This is a genomic window from Hymenobacter puniceus, from assembly GCF_014333525.1.
In the GTDB taxonomy this organism is placed as follows: Bacteria; Bacteroidota; Bacteroidia; order Cytophagales; family Hymenobacteraceae; genus Hymenobacter.
In genome coordinates this window covers 69,979-85,900 of the sequence record NZ_JACSCX010000007.1, presented here as the reverse complement: position 1 = coordinate 85,900, position 15,922 = coordinate 69,979, and the positions used below count along the sequence as shown (strand labels likewise).

The following is a 15,922-nucleotide window of genomic DNA, read 5'->3' as shown; positions in this document are numbered from 1 at the left end:
AGTGGTGTGGCTACGGGCGCAGCGCCGCCAGTTGCTGCAGCAAGCCTTTCTCCTGCTCGGTAAGCTGCTGCGGAAGCTGCACTGTCAGGCGCAGGTACAAGTCGCCGTGCTGCCCGGCCTGCTTATGCACCGGAAATCCTTTGCCGCGCAGCCGCAGACGGGTGCCGTTCTGGGTTTCCGGCTTGATATTGATTTTCAGCGGGCCCGACAGCGTTTCCACTACCTGCTCGCCGCCCAGCAGCGCCCGGTACAGCGGTACCGGCACTTCCTGGGTGAGGTCGTTGCCGGTGCGCACAAAGCGGGCATCGGGCCGCACGCGCAGCGTGATGTAGAGCGAGCCGGCCGGACCGCCATTGCGGCCGGGGCCGCCCTGGTCGCGCAGCCGAATAACTTGCCCGTCCTCGACGCCTGGCTGAATGGTGAGGCGTAGGCTCTTGCCATTGACAGTGAGCGTACGCGGGCCGCCCTCGAAGGCATCCTGAAGGCTAAGCTCGAGTTCGGCCTGGTAGTCGTTGCCGGCGGCGGCACGCGTGCTACGGCCCCCGCCACCGCCCATATTGCCGAAGATGGAGCCGAAGAAGTCGGAAAAATCAGCTCCGTCGCCAAAGTCATTGCCGCCAAAACCGCCTTGCTGCTGATATTGGCTCCAGTCGAAGCCGCCAGTGCTGCGGCCGCTGCCACCCGCGCCGGCCTGCTGGTAGCGCTGCCAGTCGCTGCCGAGCTGGTCATACTTCTGGCGCTTGTCGGGGTCAGAAAGGACTTCGTTTGCCTCGTTCACTTCCTTGAACTTACGCTCCGCATTCGGGTCGTTGGGGTTCACGTCGGGGTGATGCTGGCGGGCCAGTTTGCGGTAGGCTTTCTTGATCTGGTCGGCGGTAGCAGTTTTCTCTACTCCCAGAATCTTATAGTAGTCTTTGTAGTCCACAGGACAGAAAAACGAAAAAGCGTGGCGGGTGAGACGGGCAGAACAGGAACGGCAGCGCCAAAAAAAACAGCAACCAAAATGGGCTGTAGGCGTCTACTGCTTCGGTTTTACAAACGCAAGAAGCTGGCCGGGGTTGCTGAAAAGGAACTGGCCCTTCTTTTGTAGATTAGCCTGTAGTTGGATTCCCACCACCTTTTTTCTCAATTCCTGCACGATGAAACCTACCCTCACTCTTGTGCTGCTGCTGGCTATGGGCAGCTTTGTGGCTCAGGCTCAAACCAAACTACCACCCCGCAAGCCTGTGCAGCCGCGTGGCCGCGTAGTAATGAAAGACGGCGCCACCCGCGACGGCGCGGTGATGAAGGACGGCAAAGTAATTCTTACGCAGCAAGGCCTAACCAACCCGGTGCTGCAGGAAACCTCCCTCATCAACGGCACTAAAATCAGACCTGACGGCACGCTGACGCTGGCCGACGGTACTACCACCCAAATGAAGGAAGGCGACTATATGTCGTTGACCGGTCGCCTGACTACGGCCGTGATGAAAGCCGAGCAGGACAGCCTGATGAAGGCGGCCCTGGCGGACCCGAAAAAAGGCAAAACCAAGATCAAGAAAAAGGGCCGGTAAGTTGCAGGGCAGTAGCAGCTCTTGAGAGGGGCTGCCCCTGCGTGCCCAAACGCCGCCGCGGCGCCGACGTCGTTGCTGGACATCCACGCCAAGCGTGTGATTCAGCAACGATGTCGGCGCCGCGGCGGCGTTTGGGGCCAGGTGGTTAGCGCTGGGTGTAGTCCTGCAGAATCTCGTGCACCTCGGCTTCGTTGACAGCTTCCACCACCTCGTCAATCACAAACTGCACCTCTGCCTCCGACCAGTGTTGGGCCTCGGCTGCCTTGATAAAGGCGGCCAGCGCCACGAAGCGGGAGGTGGAGGCCGGCGGCAGCGCCCAGGTAACTTTCTTTTTGATACGCATGAAACCAGGAAGAGAAAATAAGCAGACAGAAGCTGAAAAACAGGTATACGACGCCGGGCTGCAATTGAAACGGCTTAGCCCTTGCGAACTACTTTGAGCTTCACCGGAGCCACACCCGCCTCGATGATGCCGATTTTACGGGCCGCTTTCTTCGATAGGTCGATGATGCGGCCTTTGGCGTGCGGCCCCCGGTCCGTGACAGTGACTTTGACCGACTTTTTGCTGCGTGGGTTGGTGACTTTCACGACTGTGCCGAAAGGCAGCGTGTTGTGGGCTGCCGTAAGCTGGCCCCCGCGGTACACGGTGCCGCTGGCCGTTTTGCGTCCCTCGAACTTGTCGGCGTAGTAGGATGCCTGGCCAGTTTGGGTAAAGCCAGCCCCGCCACCGGCACAGCCACCCAGTGTAGCCAGCACGGCCAGCAGCAGACCATTAGCCAGTTGCTGGCGTAAGCCGAGCAGGAAAGAAAATGCAGGTCGGGTCATGGCAGCAAAGGTAAGGCTGGCCCGCATAAGGCGCCCTTAAGGCTTCGCGAAGCCAGCTTTTGGAGGAATACGCAGCGCCTGCAGCGTTTGGAAGCTGCCCTGGAATACGTTGAAATCAACAGTGCCCCGAATACCCGGAATATAGGCCTCGTCGGAGTGCTGCCAGATGATCCACTTTTCGCGGGGCAGCCGGGGCTCGGCCACCTCATAGTGAGCCAGCCAGAGTGGGTACTTGTCGAAATGGCCCGCCAGGTGGCGCTTATAGAAGCTGTGGTTGGAATACAGAATGGGCCGTACACCGTAGTGGCGCTCCACCAGCCGCAGCCATATGCCCACGTTGCGGCGCATGGCGGCCACATCGTGAAACTCGGCGTGCTCCACGTCCAGCACCGGCGGCAGGTCGCCGGGAGCCAGGGGCACGGTGCGGGTAAACAGGTTGGCTTGCCGGGCGCCGTCGTAGTTGGGCTGAAAGTAATGGTAGGCGCCCCGGTACACGCCGGCCTTGCGCGCCGCGGCCCAGTTGCGCTGGAACCGCTGGTCGCGCAGCGTCACGCCCTCAGAGGCCTTTATGAACGCAAACCGCACGTTGTGGCGGGCTACCTCGGCCCAGTCGATGCGCCCCTGATAGGCCGACACATCGATGCCGTGCACGGAATAGCCGTCGAGCATGGGCGTTTTTTCGCGGCCGGTGAGGTGGCGGCTCCTGAGCGAAGCCCAGGCAAGACGAACGTGGCGGTTTACCTGGCGCCGGTGGGTAAGATAAAATGCCAGCGCCCCCAGCACGGCCAGCCCCACAGCCCAACGCAGCCAGATCGGCAAACGCAAGCGGCGGCGCGAAATGGGGGTGGAGGGGCGTTTCATCAGCAGAGTCATGGCAAAAGTAACGCTGTAAGCTAAGGAACTAGTGCCTTTGCAGGCAAAAGCCGGCGTACTGGTTTTTTGCGAACTTGCCGCCCTACACCCTTACGCTTTGCCTCATGCCTTCTGCCCCCCTTGATGCCCGCGACGAAAATGGCCACCTCATCCGCGAGCTGCACGGCGTCACGCTGGCCGCCATCATCGACTACCTGCAGGCCCGATACGGCTGGCCCGGCCTCGATGAGCGGCTGCGCATGAATTGCTTTGCCGTGAACCCAAGTGCCAAGTCGGCGCTGGCGTTTTTGCGCCGTACGCCCTGGGCCCGGTCCAAGGTGGAAGAGCTCTACATCCGCACACGTAGCGCGGAAGTGACTGGCAATAAGTAACAGCAGGTGATAAAGTGACGGCGTGATGAGGTGAAAAGTAGTGTAGCCTCATTGTTCGGCACTTGATTCTCTTTCACCTGTTTCACCGTCATTGCATCATCCCATTATTTTCGCTCTATCATTTTTCCACCCAGAAATGGCCGATGTAACGCAGAAAACGAGTGTACAGGCGCAGGTAGCAGGAGCCGCCTGCTTTGTAGTGTTTGAGGTGGTAGCCTACTATCTGTTGCGCTGGGTGACGTCGCCGCTGGGCCGCCCCGACCAGTTTCAGCCGGAAAACACCATTGTGCCCAATTGGGTGAAGGCGGTGCTGTTTCTGCTGCTGCATCTGGTGCTGGTGGTGGTGGCTGTACTGGTGCTCAGCAACCAACTGCCGCGCCGCTACCGTGGGCTGGTGATGGGCTGGTTTTATATGTCGCTGCTGGTGGGTTTTGTGCTGGTGTTTGTGTTGATGAGCTGACGTGGCCGCTGGGGTGCTTTCCGGTGCTGTGCACCAATAAAAAAGCCACTGCAGGCGCAGTGGCTGATGAGACAGGCAGCCGGTCGGTCCCGGCTATATAGAAGGCAAACGGAGGTTAGCGCTGCTTGATGGTAATTTCGCGGGGGCGGTCAGCCGGATTCTGATAAGGAATCCGAATACGCAACTCACCTTCCTCGTGTATGGCATCAATACGGTTCAGGTCGAGGTTAGCCGGCAGATCGAGCACGTGCGTAAACAGTGGAGCAGCCAGCTGGTCTTCAGGCTGATGGCGGTATTGGGCCATCACCGTCAGACGGCTGTTGTTGAGCAGCACATGGATATTCTCGGGGCTCACCGACGGCGCTGCCACGCGCACCAATACGCCCTGCTCGCGCTTGTCCAAGCGTAGCTGAACTTGCGCAATGCCTCCACCCAGCGTATTGAGCAGGTCAAGTTGCGGGACTAGGTTACGGATGAATTCTCGGCTTATCAGATTCATGGTTGGGTTCCTATAGTAGGTTCGCAAGAGGTATTGCAAACCGTGTACCAACAGTGAATATGCAGATAATGCTCTCTGATGCGGCCATAATGGCCGATGAAAGTAATTGCTTATCTGGATTTCGGACGTTATGTCGCCTTTTGCTCTGTTCTCAGACTACGTATGCTGGCACCGGTGGCACATGGACGCCCCCTGGCACATTCACAAACGCTTCCTGTGCAGCGCTTAGTCAAGTGATGCCACCTACGTTGTGAGCCGCTTGGTCTGTTAAAGATTTCAGCACAAGCAACAGGTACAATTCAGTGAGTAATCAAGGCACAGGGGGCTAGGCCCAGCAGGTTGCCTGCGCCCTGTGGGTTACTCTATTAGTATCTGGTTCGGAATAGCCAGCTTTGCAGAATGGCCCACAGCCAGCAGAAAGCTAGTGAATAGGAGTAATCTGGCCTGGTGCCTGTGGCGGTTCGGAGGGCTCTATAGCCCGCTCATACCGCCTGCGCCCTTCGGTATCAGGGTCAGTCAGCTGAAATCCATTGTGGAGCAATACGCGCTGCGAGGCTTCGTTGGCGGGCAGCGTGTGGGCCAGTAGCCGACGAACCATGCCGGTGTGTGAGGCTTGCTGTACGAGGCCGCCTACCAGCTCGGTGGCCAACCCCTGGCCGCGCCAGTCGGCGGCAATGGAATAGCCAATTTCGGCCGTGCCATGCACATCCGGTGGGCCCCAGAAGCCTCCGGCGCCTACCAGCGTGGCGGGCTGCTGCTCGGTGGCGCGCAAAATGGCATACCAGCCATACCAGCCTGCCGCCGTGCGGCCGCCGGCCGTAAGCTGCGCCAGAAAATAGCGGCTGGCTTCGGCATCGTACTCCCCGGGGGGCCAGTCGGCAGGCATGGCGGCGCCCAGCAGTACCGGGAAATAGTGAGGCTTGTGCAGCTCAGCCGTGAGCAGGGCCCGGCTGGCCGCCAGAATGGTGAGGCGGGAGGTGCGCGTGATAAGGGGAATCATGGCGAAATATACGGGCCTGCCGAGCGCCAGCCAAAGTCGGCCGGAAGCTGGCGAGAAGCTAGCCAGGGAACATTTCTGTATATAACTTGTGCTATCTACCTTTACCGCTCGTCGTTTTTGCCTGGCTTGTGCTCACTGATACTCCCGATTTTCTGGCTCTTTCGTACCGTCCTGATTTAGAGGTGCTGGTGGTGCGCTGGATGCGGGTAATTTCGCTGGCTGAAATGTGCCACGGCTACGAGTTGCTGCTGCTGAACGCCGCGCAGTACCGGTGCCGGCAGTGGCTGATAGATGCCCGTCGCCGCAATAATACCGACCGCGAAGGGGCCGTTTGGATGGTGCAGGACTTTCTGCCGCGCCTGCACGGGCAGTTGGGTGGGCGTACTGCTCTGGCTTATCTGCTGCCACCCGTGCACCTGCGCGACCAGCTAGCCGATGCTGCCTTTCCACCCGCCAGCTTCTTCGAGGGTAAGCCTTTTGTGGCGGAGCGCTTTACCGATGAACGTACGGCGCTGGACTGGCTGCAGCGAATGCAGGTGGCTTCGGCGGCACAATAAGGCTGTGGAGGGCTGGCTAGATTTCCTGGAACGGCAAATCCATGATGATGGCTTCTAGGGCCAGCGGCACTGTGTCGGCAATGTGGTAGATGCCTTCTGCGCAGGCCCCATAAAATGAGCCGCGTGCATCTACTAGCAGGCACAACGGATCGGTGTAAGCTTGCCCTACCAAACTCAGCTGCCGGCCGGGCACCCGTGGCTCGTATTCGGTGCGCAGTAGGTCCAGGTTCAGCAGGCTCGCTGCTTGCTGAACTTCAAACTGCATGCGGGTAATGCTATGGTCCTGGCGGGTGAAATAGCAATGCAGGCCTCCAAACTCCCGCAAAAAGGCAGCGGCGGTGGGAAGCCAGGCGAGCTGCCGACGCAGCGTATCCTGCTGATAGTCAGCCGTGGATACGGCCCGGCCCGCATACCAGCCCGCTTCCGTCAGGGAGTGCTGCACATCGTCGGAAAAAGCGCGCATAAGCGTATAGCTGGCAATACAGTACGCAAGTTACACAAGTCATCGCGCCCACGAAAGCGGCACCGGGTCAGGCGGCTGGTGGCGGAAAATGCAGATCTACGCAGTCAAGCACATCCTGGACTGTGTGCAGCTCTTCCAGTTCAGCGTCCGCAATTTCGATGTGGAAGCGGCTTTCCAGATTCAGCGTGAGCTCCACCACATCAAAGGAATCGAAGCCCAGGTCGTGGACCAGGCGGGTATTGGGCGTGAGGGGGCGGGCCGGGTTACGCAGCTGGCGGTGCAGCATGCGCTCTACCTGATATTGAGTAAGCTGTTGCATACGTGTTCGAAAGTGAGATGCAGAGACGAAAACGAGGCTAGTTGGTGCTGGAAAGCAGCAGGGTAGTATCGTTGGGGATGGTAGGCAGCGGCGCCAGCTGGCCGATGCTTGCGCCTACCCGCAGATACTCGCCGGGGGCCACCAGGCGGCTCACCATCACGCCGTCGTGGGGCGCCGTCACAAACTGAAAATTGAGTTGCGTCGGTAACGCGGCCAATTGCCGCTCGGTGGCCGCCACCAGGGCGTCTGCGGCCGCCAGCTCAGGGGCTGATGCTGCTGGCACATGTTCTTGGAGGCTGCGCTGCGTGTGCTGCTGCCGAGCCAGCAACTGCTGCAGGCGCTGCCGCTCAGCGGAAACAAACTTCTGCGCTACTTTCAGCAGCAACTGGCCTTGCCGCACACGCTGCCCTTCCGTGAAGTATACTTCCCAGACGCGGCCCGCTACAGTGGCGGGCACTGCCACGCCCACCAGCACTGCCGGGGGCGCCACAGTCAGCGGGGCTACGTACGCTGTAAGCAGGGGAGAATTGGCCGGAGCAGCGGGCCGGTAGCCCGGTAAAAAGGCAACGGCACCCAGCGCTCCAAGCAGAATGACCGAAGCCATTCCAACAAACTTGTTCATATAAAGGAGAGTCGGCGTACCAAGCAATGGTTGGTGGCGCGACGTAGGCAATGGTGAAAGCCGATACGGCTGGTAACCCGGTTACAAGGAGTGGTGGGTAGCGGCGTCCGCCGTGGCCCCGGGGCAGCCACAGTCAGCCGGCAGCCGGCTGGCCAGCTCCTGCGCCAGCTGCGCCACCGATATGGCTGCCAACGCTTGGCGCATAGCCTGTTCGGCACTGCCCAGCAAGTCTTCGAGGGTATGCTGCATCACGCGGCCCAGGTTGCAGTGGGCGTTAGGCTTGGTGCTGCCTACCGCAAACAAATCGGGTTCTGGTTCCTGCATAGCCTCGTACACATCAAGCAGCGAAATGCAGTCAGAGGCGCGCGCCAGCAGTGCGCCGCCGCCCGCACCAAGTTGGGTGCGTACAAGGCCAGCGTTGCGGAGGGTGCCCATCAGGCGCCGCACCACTACCGGGTGCGTACCAGCACTGCCCGCCAGCACCTCCGACGAAACCGGCTGCCCGGCGCTATGCGCCAGAAAGGCCAGAATATGGGTGGCAACGGCGAAGCGGGTGTTCATGCAAATAAGTGTAACTAATTTGGTTGCAAATATACAGCGCAGACTGGTTGCATGCAACCGGTTGAGTGGAAAACTGCCACCCCACCAGCGGCGCGGCCCGCTACCACCAGACTGCCCTGCTACACGGCAGACGTATAAGTCCCGGATTTACTTTATCGGTGTTCAACCTATTCCAACCAAGTGTCCTGAATACACCAGCCTCGCCAGTCTATTCAGGGCACTTAGTTGCTGGGTATATACTGCAGCTAGCCTTTCCAGACGCCGAACTTGCCGGCCTGATAGTCCTGGTAGGCTTGGCGGATTTCAGCTTCCGAGTTCATCACAAACGGTCCGTAGGCCACAATCGGCTCCTGAAACGGCTTGGCGTGGCCGAGTAGCAGCACGGCGTCGTCGGTGAGAGCCTCGGCCCGGAAGTCGTCACCGTCGTAATTGAATTCTACCAGCTGGCGCGCCGCCGCTTCCTGTCCGTTGATGCGCAGCTGTCCGCGAATGACGTAGCAGAAGATGGTGCGCTCGGCCGGAATGGGCAGGGCCAGCTGGCCACCGCGCTTGAACTCGATGGTAGCCAGCTGTATATCCGTGAGCGGCTGCACGGCGCCGGCCGTGCCAGCCCACTCGCCCGACACGGCGTGCACCGTTACCCGGCCTTCATCGAGCAGCACCGACGGAATTTCCGGCGCCTGCAAACCCACGTAGTGCGGCGCGGTCATTTTGTGCTGGGCGGGCAGGTTCACCCAGAGTTGCAGAATTTCCAGTGGGCCGCCCGTTTGTTTGAACTCGTCGGAAGATATTTCCGAGTGAATCAGGCCGCTGCCGGCCCGCATCCACTGGATGCCACCCGGCCCGATAATGCTCTGGTGCCCGCCGCTGTCTTGGTGCATAATGTCGCCGGCCAGAATAAACGTCACCGTCTCGAAGCCGCGGTGGGGGTGAGGCCCGAAAGGGAGGCCGCGGTTGCGGGCTGGGTAGGTCTGGGGGCCGTGGTGGTTGAGAAACAGAAACGGGTCGAGGTGCTCAACGGCCTCAGTAGGTAGAGCGCGGTAAGTAATCAGGTCGGCAATGGGGGCGCTGACGGCGCGGTGCTGCTGCTTGATGGTGCGCATAACGTAGAAAGCTTGAAGGGAAGTGAGAAAGACAAACGAATACCCACAAATGGGCCACATGTTTACTGCCCGGATAAGTTTGTGTTGCCCGCCCGGCGCCGAATCCTCAACTACAGCATCGTTGAATTCGTAAAGAGTAGCCTACCAATCAGTTGTATCATGCTACGCAATCTGCTTCTGATTATGCTGCTGAGTGGGGCAGCGGCCAGCACGCAAGCCCAGAATATGTCCGCGCCACCTTTGGCGCCGCTGCCTGCCACGGCCACCACGGGCGGAATGCCGGGCGTATCGGCCGGCAACCTGGACCCCATCCAGACGGTTACGCTCGACACCACTCCGGTGAAGCTCCGCATCGACCCCCGCAAGCCGCTTCCCGATATGGCCCCCGCTCGGTCTGCTCCAAGGCCCAAACCCAAACCCCGGCAGTAGCGCCGCCGAAACCTATCAGCAGCTGGGGCAGTTAATCCGCTTCGGATCTACCAACGCCTTCCTCATGTCTGATTTGTTTTCGCCGTTTGTATTGCGTGGTCTCACGCTTCGCAACCGGATTGTTATTTCGCCGATGTGCATGTACAGTGCGCAAGACGGCTTCGCCAACGACTGGCACTTGGTGCACCTTGGCAGCCGTGCCGTGGGCGGGGCCAGCCTTATCATTCAGGAAGCTACGGCGGTGACGCCGGAGGGCCGTATTACGCCCGGCGACCTGGGTATCTGGAAAGACGAGCACGTGCCTTTTCTGCGCCGCATCACCGATTTTATTAAGGCCCAAGGCGCTGTAGCGGGCATCCAGCTGGCCCACGCCGGCCGCAAAGCCAGCCACCACATTCCGTGGGAAGGCGCCCACGCCATTGCGCCCACCGAGCCCGAGGGCTGGCAGACGGTAGCGCCCAGCGCCGAGCCCTTCACGCCCGACGAGCCCACGCCCCATGCCCTGAGCGTAGCGGAAATCGGGCAGGTGGTAGCCAGTTTTCAGGCCGCCACCCGGCGTGCCTTAGAGGCGGGCTACGAGGTGATTGAGCTGCATGCTGCCCACGGCTACCTGCTGCACGAGTTTCTGTCGCCGCTGAGCAACCGCCGCCACGATGCGTACGGCGGCTCCTTTGAAAACCGCATCCGGCTGCTGCTGGAAGTAGTGGAAGCTACCCGCGCCGTGCTGCCCGAACACTTGCCGCTGCTGGTGCGCGTTTCAGCCACCGACTGGACGGACGGCGGCTGGACAGCAACTGATACCGTGCAGTTGGCTGCCATTCTCAAGCAGAAAGGCGTGGACTTACTGGATTGCTCTACCGGCGGCAACGTGGCCAAGGCGGATATTCCAGTTGGGCCTGGCTACCAGGTGGAGTTTGCCGGGCAGGTACGCCGCGAAACCGGCCTTGCTACCGGTGCAGTGGGCCTTATCACCGAAGCTCAACAGGCGGCTGATATTATTTCTGCGGGCCAGGCTGATTTGGTGCTGCTGGCGCGGGAATCCTTGCGGGATGCCTATTTCCCGCTGCACGCTGCCCACGAACTGGGAGTCGAAATAGATTGGCCGAACCAGTATGTGCGCGCCAAGCCCCGGCAATAGCGCCAAGCAGTCGGCCGCAAGGTCGAGTTCCGCCGTATAAGCTCAACTGGACTTTTGCTGCATGACTGACTTTTCAACCCCAGAATTTCCTATCGTATACCGACCTGACCTGCATATTCTGGTGGGCCGCTGGATGGTGGAAATTACGCGGGCTGAGGAGGTAAAGCAGAATTATGTGCAGCTATTCAAGGCCGCCGCGGCCGCTCAAAATTGCCGCTTCTGGCTGCTGGATGCTCGCCGACGCTTCCGGACTTCAGTGGAAATTACGAGTTGGGTAAACCAGAACGTACCTAGTTTAGGCTTTGAGAAGCTAGGCGGCGAAATCCGTGTTGTCTTTTTGCTTGCCCCGCATCAGCTGCTGGTTTCCACCGATTCGCCGCCGTTTCCCATGTTGTTCCATCCAACTACTGGCCACGCTATGTCGGCGCAGTTCACAGATGAAGGCCAGGCTATAGCCTGGCTGCTTGAGCAGCAGCGCCTGGTGTAGAAAACCGCTGTACACCAGTCGCAATACCCTTGGTGAAGCGGCATCTGCAGGCAACTGTATTACGCCCCGGCGGTTCCTCATCCTTTCTTTGAAGGTGGTAGCGGACCGCCGGGGCTTTGCTGTTCAGTCGGGTACAATTGTCTGCTACTGCGCTTTGCTGAAGTTACCAGCGCAGTAGGTGGTCTTCTGCCACGCCGGGCGCAACCTTTCTCGGCGCGCTACGACCTTAGGCGAAGCCTACTCTGTATTTCGCTGCATGAAACACCTTTCTGCCCCCAACCGGGCCGGCGCGGCGGCCCTGCTGCTGGCCCTGGCCGGTTGCGCCACCACCCAGCCCGCCGCTACCAGCACTACGGCCACGGCTGTTGCCTCCACCACCGGCGGCCGCAGCATAAACCCCCAGGATGTGGACCGCTCGGTGTCGCCGTGCGAGGACTTCTTTCGGTTTTCGGGCGGCAACTGGCTGAAAAACAACCCCATTCCGGCCTATGCCAGCAGCTGGGCCCCGCGCAACGAGCTGAATGACCGGACCCAGGCTACCCTGCGCCGCATCTTGGAAGATGCCGCCGCCGACCGCGCCGCCACCCCCGGCTCAAACCGTCAGAAAGTGGGCGACTACTACGCCGCCGGCATGGACTCGGTGGGCCTGGAAAAAGCCGGCCTGACCTACCTCAAGCCCGAGCTAGCCCGCATTGCCGCCGTGAAAGACCGCCCCGGCCTGCTCACCGAAATTGCCCGCCAGCAGACGCTGGGCACCGGCGCGTTCTTCCGGGCCGGCGTTTCGCCCGACCGCAAAAACAGCTCGGTGTACGCCGTGAACATGAGCCAGGGCGGCCTGGGCATGCCCGACCGGGACTACTATTTAAAAGATGACGCGCGCTCCAAAACCGTGCGCACGGCCTACATCACCTACCTCACCAACACCTTCAAGCTGCTCGGCGACGCAGAAGCTACGGCCGCGGCCAAGGCCGCCACGGTGGTGCGCTTGGAAACCCGCCTGGCCCGCGCCAGCAAAGACCGGGTTTCGTTGCGCGACCCGTACGCCAGCTACAATAAGATGACGGTGGCCGAGGCTGACAAGCAGTTTCCAAACCTGCAGCCCTCGGCTTTGCTCAAGCGCAACGGTCTGAGTGCGGCCCAGGAGGTGATTGTGGGCCAGCCGGACTTCTTCCGGGAAGTCAGCGCGGTGCTGAAAGAGGAGCCGCTGGCTGACCTCAAAACCTACCTGAGCTGGCAACTGGTATCGTCGGTGCCGACGGCCTTGCCCCAGGCGTTTAGCGACGAGGCTTTCCGGTTTGCGCAGGTTCAGAGCGGGGCCAAACAGCAGCCCACCCGCTGGAAACGCATGCTGGCCGCCACCGACGGCACCCTGGGCGAGGCCTTCGGGCAGCTGTATGTGGATCAGGCGTTTTCGCCCGCCGCCAAGCAGAAGGCCCTCGATATGCTGGCCAACATCCGCGAGTCGATGGCCGAGCACATTCAGACCAACACCTGGATGAGCGCCGCCACCAAACAGGAAGCCCTCAAGAAGCTCAGCGCCCTGCGCGTGAAGATCGGCTACCCCGACAAGTGGAAGGACTACTCGGCGCTGAATATTTCGCGTGAGTCGTACCTGAAAAACGTGCTGGCGGCGCGCCAGTGGGGCTACCAGCAGAACGTGAAGAAGTTTGGCGGGCCGATTGACCGCACCGAGTGGAGCATGACGCCGCCCACCATCAACGCTTACTACAGCCCGCCGATGAACGAAATCGTGTTTCCGGCCGGCTACCTGCAGCCCCCGTTCTTCGACCCCGAAGCCGACGACGCGGTGAACTACGGCGCCATCGGCGGCGTGATGGGCCACGAAATGACCCACGGCTTCGACGACTCCGGCCGGCAGTACGACTCGGAAGGCAACCTGCGCGACTGGTGGACGCCGGCCGACGCGGCCGAATTCACGAAGCGCGCCGCCGTGGTGGGCACACAGTACTCGGCTTTCCAGCCCCTGGATTCGGTGTACGTAAACGGCAAGCTGACCATGGGCGAAAACCTGGCCGACTTCGCCGGCCTCACCATCGTGTACGCCGCCCTCCAGAAGCAACTCGACAAGCAGTACGGCAAAGGCAACCGCCCCCTCATTGACGGCTTCACGCCCGAGCAGCGCTTCTTCCTGAGCTGGGCCCAGCTGCGCCGCCAGAACATCCGCCCCGAAGCCCTGCGCCAGCAAATCCTCACCGACCCGCACTCGCCCGGCCAGTACCGCACCATCGGCCCCCTTATGAACATGCCCGAGTTCTACCAGGCCTTCGGCTGCACGCCAGGCCAGAAAATGGTTCGACCGGATGCCGAGCGGGCGGTGATTTGGTAGGCTGAAAGCCCAGCCAAAGAGAACGTCATGCTGAGCGAAGCGGAGCGTAGTCGAAGCATCTCGCCAGAAGCTAACTAATAGTACCACAACGTCAGCACGCGAGATGCTTCGGCAAGCTCAGCATGACGGGCTTTCTTTTCCTAATTACAACTTCTTCCACAACCTCCAATTTTCCACCAATGACCTTACAACGCACCTTCCTGCTCTCCCTGGGCACGGCGGCCGGCATGGCCCTGGCCGGCTGCGCCGCCAGCACGCCCGCTACCACCGCCACCACGCCGCCCGCTGCTACGCCTGTCACGACTGACGTTTCAGCCACGGCCCAGCTCGGCCCCGTACTGCCCGGCGTCGGCCTTGACCCGGCCAATATTGATAAATCGGTAAACCCCTGCGACGACTTCTTTCAGTATGCTTCCGGCACCTGGCTCAAGAACAACCCAATTCCGGCCGCGGAGTCGCGCTGGAGCTCCTGGAACGGGCTCATCAACCAGAACGAGGCCGTGATGCGCCAGATTCTGGAAACCTCGGCCGCCAACAAAACCGCCGCCAAGGGCACCAACCTGCAGAAAGTAGGCGACTACTACGCCACGGCCATGGACTCGGTGGCCATCGACAAAGCCGGCCTGAAGTACCTGCAGCCCGAGCTGAACCGCATCAACGCCGTGAAGGACCTGCGCGGGCTGCAAACCGAGCTGGTGCGCGCCCAGCGCCTGCAAACCCGCTCGGTGTTCGGGCTGGGCGTGAACCAGGACCGCAAAAAGAGCGACGAGTACGCCCTCTACCTCAGCCAGGGTGGCCTCAGCCTGCCCGACCGGGACTATTACCTGAAGGACGACGCCCGCTCGAAAGCCATCCGTACGGCCTACACCACCTACCTCACCAACACCTTCAAGATGCTGGGCGAAAGCCCGGCCACGGCTGCCAAAAGCGCCGCCACGGTGCTGCGCCTCGAAACCCGGCTCGCCAAAGCCAGCAAGGACCGCGTAGCCCTGCGCGACCCCTACGCCAACTATAACAAGATGACGGTGGCCGAAGCCGCCCAGAAATACCCCAACCTGGGGTTGCCCGTGATGCTGCCCGCCTTGGGCCTCAGCTCGGCCAAAGAGGTGATTGTGGGCCAGCCCGAGTTCCTGCAGGAAGCCAGCACCGCCCTTAAGCAGGAGCCCCTCGGCGACTGGAAAACCTACCTGCGTTGGCACCTCACCTCGTCGCTGATGTCGGCGCTGCCGCAGTCGTTTGGCGATGAGTCGTTCCGGTTTGCGCAGGTGCTAAGCGGCGCCAAGCAGCAGCAGCCCCGCTGGAAGCGCATGCTTCGCGCTACGGATGGTGCGCTGGGCGAAGCTTTTGGTCAGCTGTACGTAGACAAGGCCTTCGCGCCCGAAACCAAGGTGAAGGCCCAGCAGATGGTGGCCAACATCAAGGAAGCCATGGGTGAGCATATCCGCGGGCTGGAGTGGATGAGCGCCGCCACCAAGGAGGAAGCCCTCAAGAAGCTCAACGCCTTCACCGTCAAAATCGGCTACCCCGATAAGTGGAAGGACTATTCGGCCCTCTCGATGAGCCGCGAATCGTACCTGAAAAACGTGCTGGCCGCCCGCGAGTGGGAGTCGAAGGACAACCTGAGCCGCTACGGCAAGCCCATTGACCGCGAAGTGTGGGGCATGACCCCGCCCACGGTGAATGCCTACTACAACTCCTCGCTCAACGAAATCGTGTTTCCGGCCGGCATCATGCAGCCTCCGTTCTTCGACCCCAAGGCCGACGACGCGGTGAACTACGGCGGCATGGGCGCGGTCATCGGCCACGAAATCACCCACGGCTTCGATGACCGGGGCCGGCAGTCGGATGCCCAGGGCAACCTGCGCGACTGGTGGACCAAGGAGGACGCGGCCGAATTCACGAAGCGCGCCGACATGGTGGGCGCCCAGTACTCGGCCTTCCAGCCTCTGGATTCGGTGTTTGTGAACGGTAAGCTGACCATGGGCGAAAACCTGGCCGACTTCGGCGGCCTCGCCCTGGCCTACTCGGCGCTGCAAAAGGAGCTGCAGAAGAAGTACGGCAGCAACCCGCGCCCCCGCTACGACGGCTTCACGCCCGAGCAGCGCTTCTTCCTCGGTTGGGCCCAAGTATGGCGCACCAACGCCCGCCCCGAGTACATCCGCCAGCAGGTGCTCACCGACCCGCACTCCCCGGCCCAGTACCGCACCAACGGCCCGCTCATGAACATGCCCCAGTTCTACGAGGCCTTCGGCTGCAAGGAAGACGCCAAAATGGTGCGCGCCCAGAACCAGCGTGCCAACATCTGGTAGTCAATT

The 15,922-nt window shown here is 61.1% G+C and carries 20 protein-coding genes; 9 read left to right on the top strand and 11 right to left on the bottom strand.

Going from position 1 to position 15,922, the window contains the following annotated elements; genetic code table 11:
- Positions 1 to 10: 10 nt before the first annotated feature.
- Positions 11 to 925 (bottom strand): DnaJ C-terminal domain-containing protein, encoded by a 915-nt coding sequence (locus tag H8B14_RS17530; RefSeq protein ID WP_187316967.1) that lies wholly within the window; start codon positions 923 to 925, stop codon positions 11 to 13.
- Positions 926 to 1,139: 214 nt separating this feature from the next.
- On the opposite strand from H8B14_RS17530, the gene H8B14_RS17525 reads away from it, so the two are divergent.
- Positions 1,140 to 1,553, top strand: coding sequence for a DUF6799 domain-containing protein (locus H8B14_RS17525; RefSeq protein WP_187316966.1), 414 nt, complete (start codon positions 1,140 to 1,142; stop codon positions 1,551 to 1,553).
- Between the two features lie 145 nt (positions 1,554 to 1,698).
- Here H8B14_RS17525 and H8B14_RS17520 read toward each other — a convergent pair whose 3' ends face one another.
- From H8B14_RS17520 to H8B14_RS17510, 3 genes are all read right to left on the bottom strand, one after another.
- Positions 1,699 to 1,896: a hypothetical protein gene (locus tag H8B14_RS17520; RefSeq protein ID WP_187316965.1), complete on the bottom strand. Its 198-nt coding sequence runs from the start codon at positions 1,894 to 1,896 to the stop codon at positions 1,699 to 1,701.
- 74 nt (positions 1,897 to 1,970) lie between these two features.
- On the bottom strand, positions 1,971 to 2,378 hold the full coding sequence (locus tag H8B14_RS17515) for a septal ring lytic transglycosylase RlpA family protein (RefSeq protein ID WP_187316964.1): 408 nt from the start codon (positions 2,376 to 2,378) through the stop codon (positions 1,971 to 1,973).
- Positions 2,379 to 2,414: 36 nt separating this feature from the next.
- Positions 2,415 to 3,251, bottom strand: coding sequence for a glycoside hydrolase family 25 protein (locus H8B14_RS17510; RefSeq protein WP_187316963.1), 837 nt, complete (start codon positions 3,249 to 3,251; stop codon positions 2,415 to 2,417).
- Between the two features lie 104 nt (positions 3,252 to 3,355).
- On the opposite strand from H8B14_RS17510, the gene H8B14_RS17505 reads away from it, so the two are divergent.
- Together H8B14_RS17505 and H8B14_RS17500 are read left to right on the top strand one after the other, a co-directional pair.
- Positions 3,356 to 3,622: a VF530 family DNA-binding protein gene (locus tag H8B14_RS17505; protein WP_187316962.1), complete on the top strand. Its 267-nt coding sequence runs from the start codon at positions 3,356 to 3,358 to the stop codon at positions 3,620 to 3,622.
- A 136-nt stretch (positions 3,623 to 3,758) separates the two neighbouring features.
- On the top strand, positions 3,759 to 4,082 hold the full coding sequence (locus tag H8B14_RS17500) for a hypothetical protein (protein WP_187316961.1): 324 nt from the start codon (positions 3,759 to 3,761) through the stop codon (positions 4,080 to 4,082).
- A 115-nt stretch (positions 4,083 to 4,197) separates the two neighbouring features.
- On the opposite strand, the gene H8B14_RS17495 is transcribed toward H8B14_RS17500, so the two are convergent.
- Together H8B14_RS17495 and H8B14_RS17490 are read right to left on the bottom strand one after the other, a co-directional pair.
- The gene (locus H8B14_RS17495; RefSeq protein WP_187316960.1) at positions 4,198 to 4,581 is read right to left on the bottom strand and encodes an Hsp20/alpha crystallin family protein; all 384 of its coding nucleotides are present in this window, start codon (positions 4,579 to 4,581) and stop codon (positions 4,198 to 4,200) included.
- 421 nt (positions 4,582 to 5,002) lie between these two features.
- On the bottom strand, positions 5,003 to 5,581 hold the full coding sequence (locus tag H8B14_RS17490; RefSeq protein WP_187316959.1) for a GNAT family N-acetyltransferase: 579 nt from the start codon (positions 5,579 to 5,581) through the stop codon (positions 5,003 to 5,005).
- A 128-nt stretch (positions 5,582 to 5,709) separates the two neighbouring features.
- Between H8B14_RS17490 and H8B14_RS17485 the strand changes: the two genes are divergently transcribed.
- Positions 5,710 to 6,138: a hypothetical protein gene (locus H8B14_RS17485; RefSeq protein ID WP_187316958.1), complete on the top strand. Its 429-nt coding sequence runs from the start codon at positions 5,710 to 5,712 to the stop codon at positions 6,136 to 6,138.
- Positions 6,139 to 6,154: 16 nt separating this feature from the next.
- Here H8B14_RS17485 and H8B14_RS17480 read toward each other — a convergent pair whose 3' ends face one another.
- The 5 genes from H8B14_RS17480 to H8B14_RS17460 all read right to left on the bottom strand — a co-directional run bounded on the left by H8B14_RS17480 (position 6,155) and on the right by H8B14_RS17460 (position 9,206).
- Positions 6,155 to 6,601, bottom strand: a complete 447-nt coding sequence (locus H8B14_RS17480) for an SUKH-3 domain-containing protein (protein ID WP_187316957.1) — start codon at positions 6,599 to 6,601, stop codon at positions 6,155 to 6,157.
- 67 nt (positions 6,602 to 6,668) lie between these two features.
- Positions 6,669 to 6,920, bottom strand: a complete 252-nt coding sequence (locus tag H8B14_RS17475; RefSeq protein WP_187316956.1) for a phosphopantetheine-binding protein — start codon at positions 6,918 to 6,920, stop codon at positions 6,669 to 6,671.
- A gap of 37 nt (positions 6,921 to 6,957) precedes the next feature.
- Entirely contained in the window at positions 6,958 to 7,542 is a 585-nt protein-coding gene (locus tag H8B14_RS17470; protein WP_187316955.1) for an efflux RND transporter periplasmic adaptor subunit, read from the bottom strand.
- A gap of 81 nt (positions 7,543 to 7,623) precedes the next feature.
- Positions 7,624 to 8,103: an Rrf2 family transcriptional regulator gene (locus H8B14_RS17465; RefSeq protein ID WP_187316954.1), complete on the bottom strand. Its 480-nt coding sequence runs from the start codon at positions 8,101 to 8,103 to the stop codon at positions 7,624 to 7,626.
- Positions 8,104 to 8,348: 245 nt separating this feature from the next.
- On the bottom strand, positions 8,349 to 9,206 hold the full coding sequence (locus H8B14_RS17460; protein ID WP_187316953.1) for a pirin family protein: 858 nt from the start codon (positions 9,204 to 9,206) through the stop codon (positions 8,349 to 8,351).
- 159 nt (positions 9,207 to 9,365) lie between these two features.
- Here H8B14_RS17460 and H8B14_RS17455 point away from each other — a divergent pair, with 159 nt between their 5' ends.
- The 5 genes from H8B14_RS17455 to H8B14_RS17435 all read left to right on the top strand — a co-directional run bounded on the left by H8B14_RS17455 (position 9,366) and on the right by H8B14_RS17435 (position 15,916).
- A complete protein-coding gene (locus tag H8B14_RS17455) occupies positions 9,366 to 9,635 on the top strand; it encodes a hypothetical protein (RefSeq protein ID WP_187316952.1) in 270 nt (89 codons plus the stop codon).
- A gap of 64 nt (positions 9,636 to 9,699) precedes the next feature.
- On the top strand, positions 9,700 to 10,773 hold the full coding sequence (locus H8B14_RS17450; protein WP_187316951.1) for an NADH:flavin oxidoreductase/NADH oxidase: 1,074 nt from the start codon (positions 9,700 to 9,702) through the stop codon (positions 10,771 to 10,773).
- 61 nt (positions 10,774 to 10,834) lie between these two features.
- Positions 10,835 to 11,260, top strand: a complete 426-nt coding sequence (locus H8B14_RS17445; protein WP_187316950.1) for a hypothetical protein — start codon at positions 10,835 to 10,837, stop codon at positions 11,258 to 11,260.
- A gap of 256 nt (positions 11,261 to 11,516) precedes the next feature.
- Positions 11,517 to 13,607 (top strand): M13 family metallopeptidase, encoded by a 2,091-nt coding sequence (locus H8B14_RS17440; protein ID WP_187316949.1) that lies wholly within the window; start codon positions 11,517 to 11,519, stop codon positions 13,605 to 13,607.
- A 179-nt stretch (positions 13,608 to 13,786) separates the two neighbouring features.
- Complete coding sequence (locus tag H8B14_RS17435) at positions 13,787 to 15,916, top strand: M13 family metallopeptidase (RefSeq protein ID WP_187316948.1); 2,130 nt, start codon at positions 13,787 to 13,789, stop codon at positions 15,914 to 15,916.
- Positions 15,917 to 15,922 lie beyond the last annotated feature (6 nt).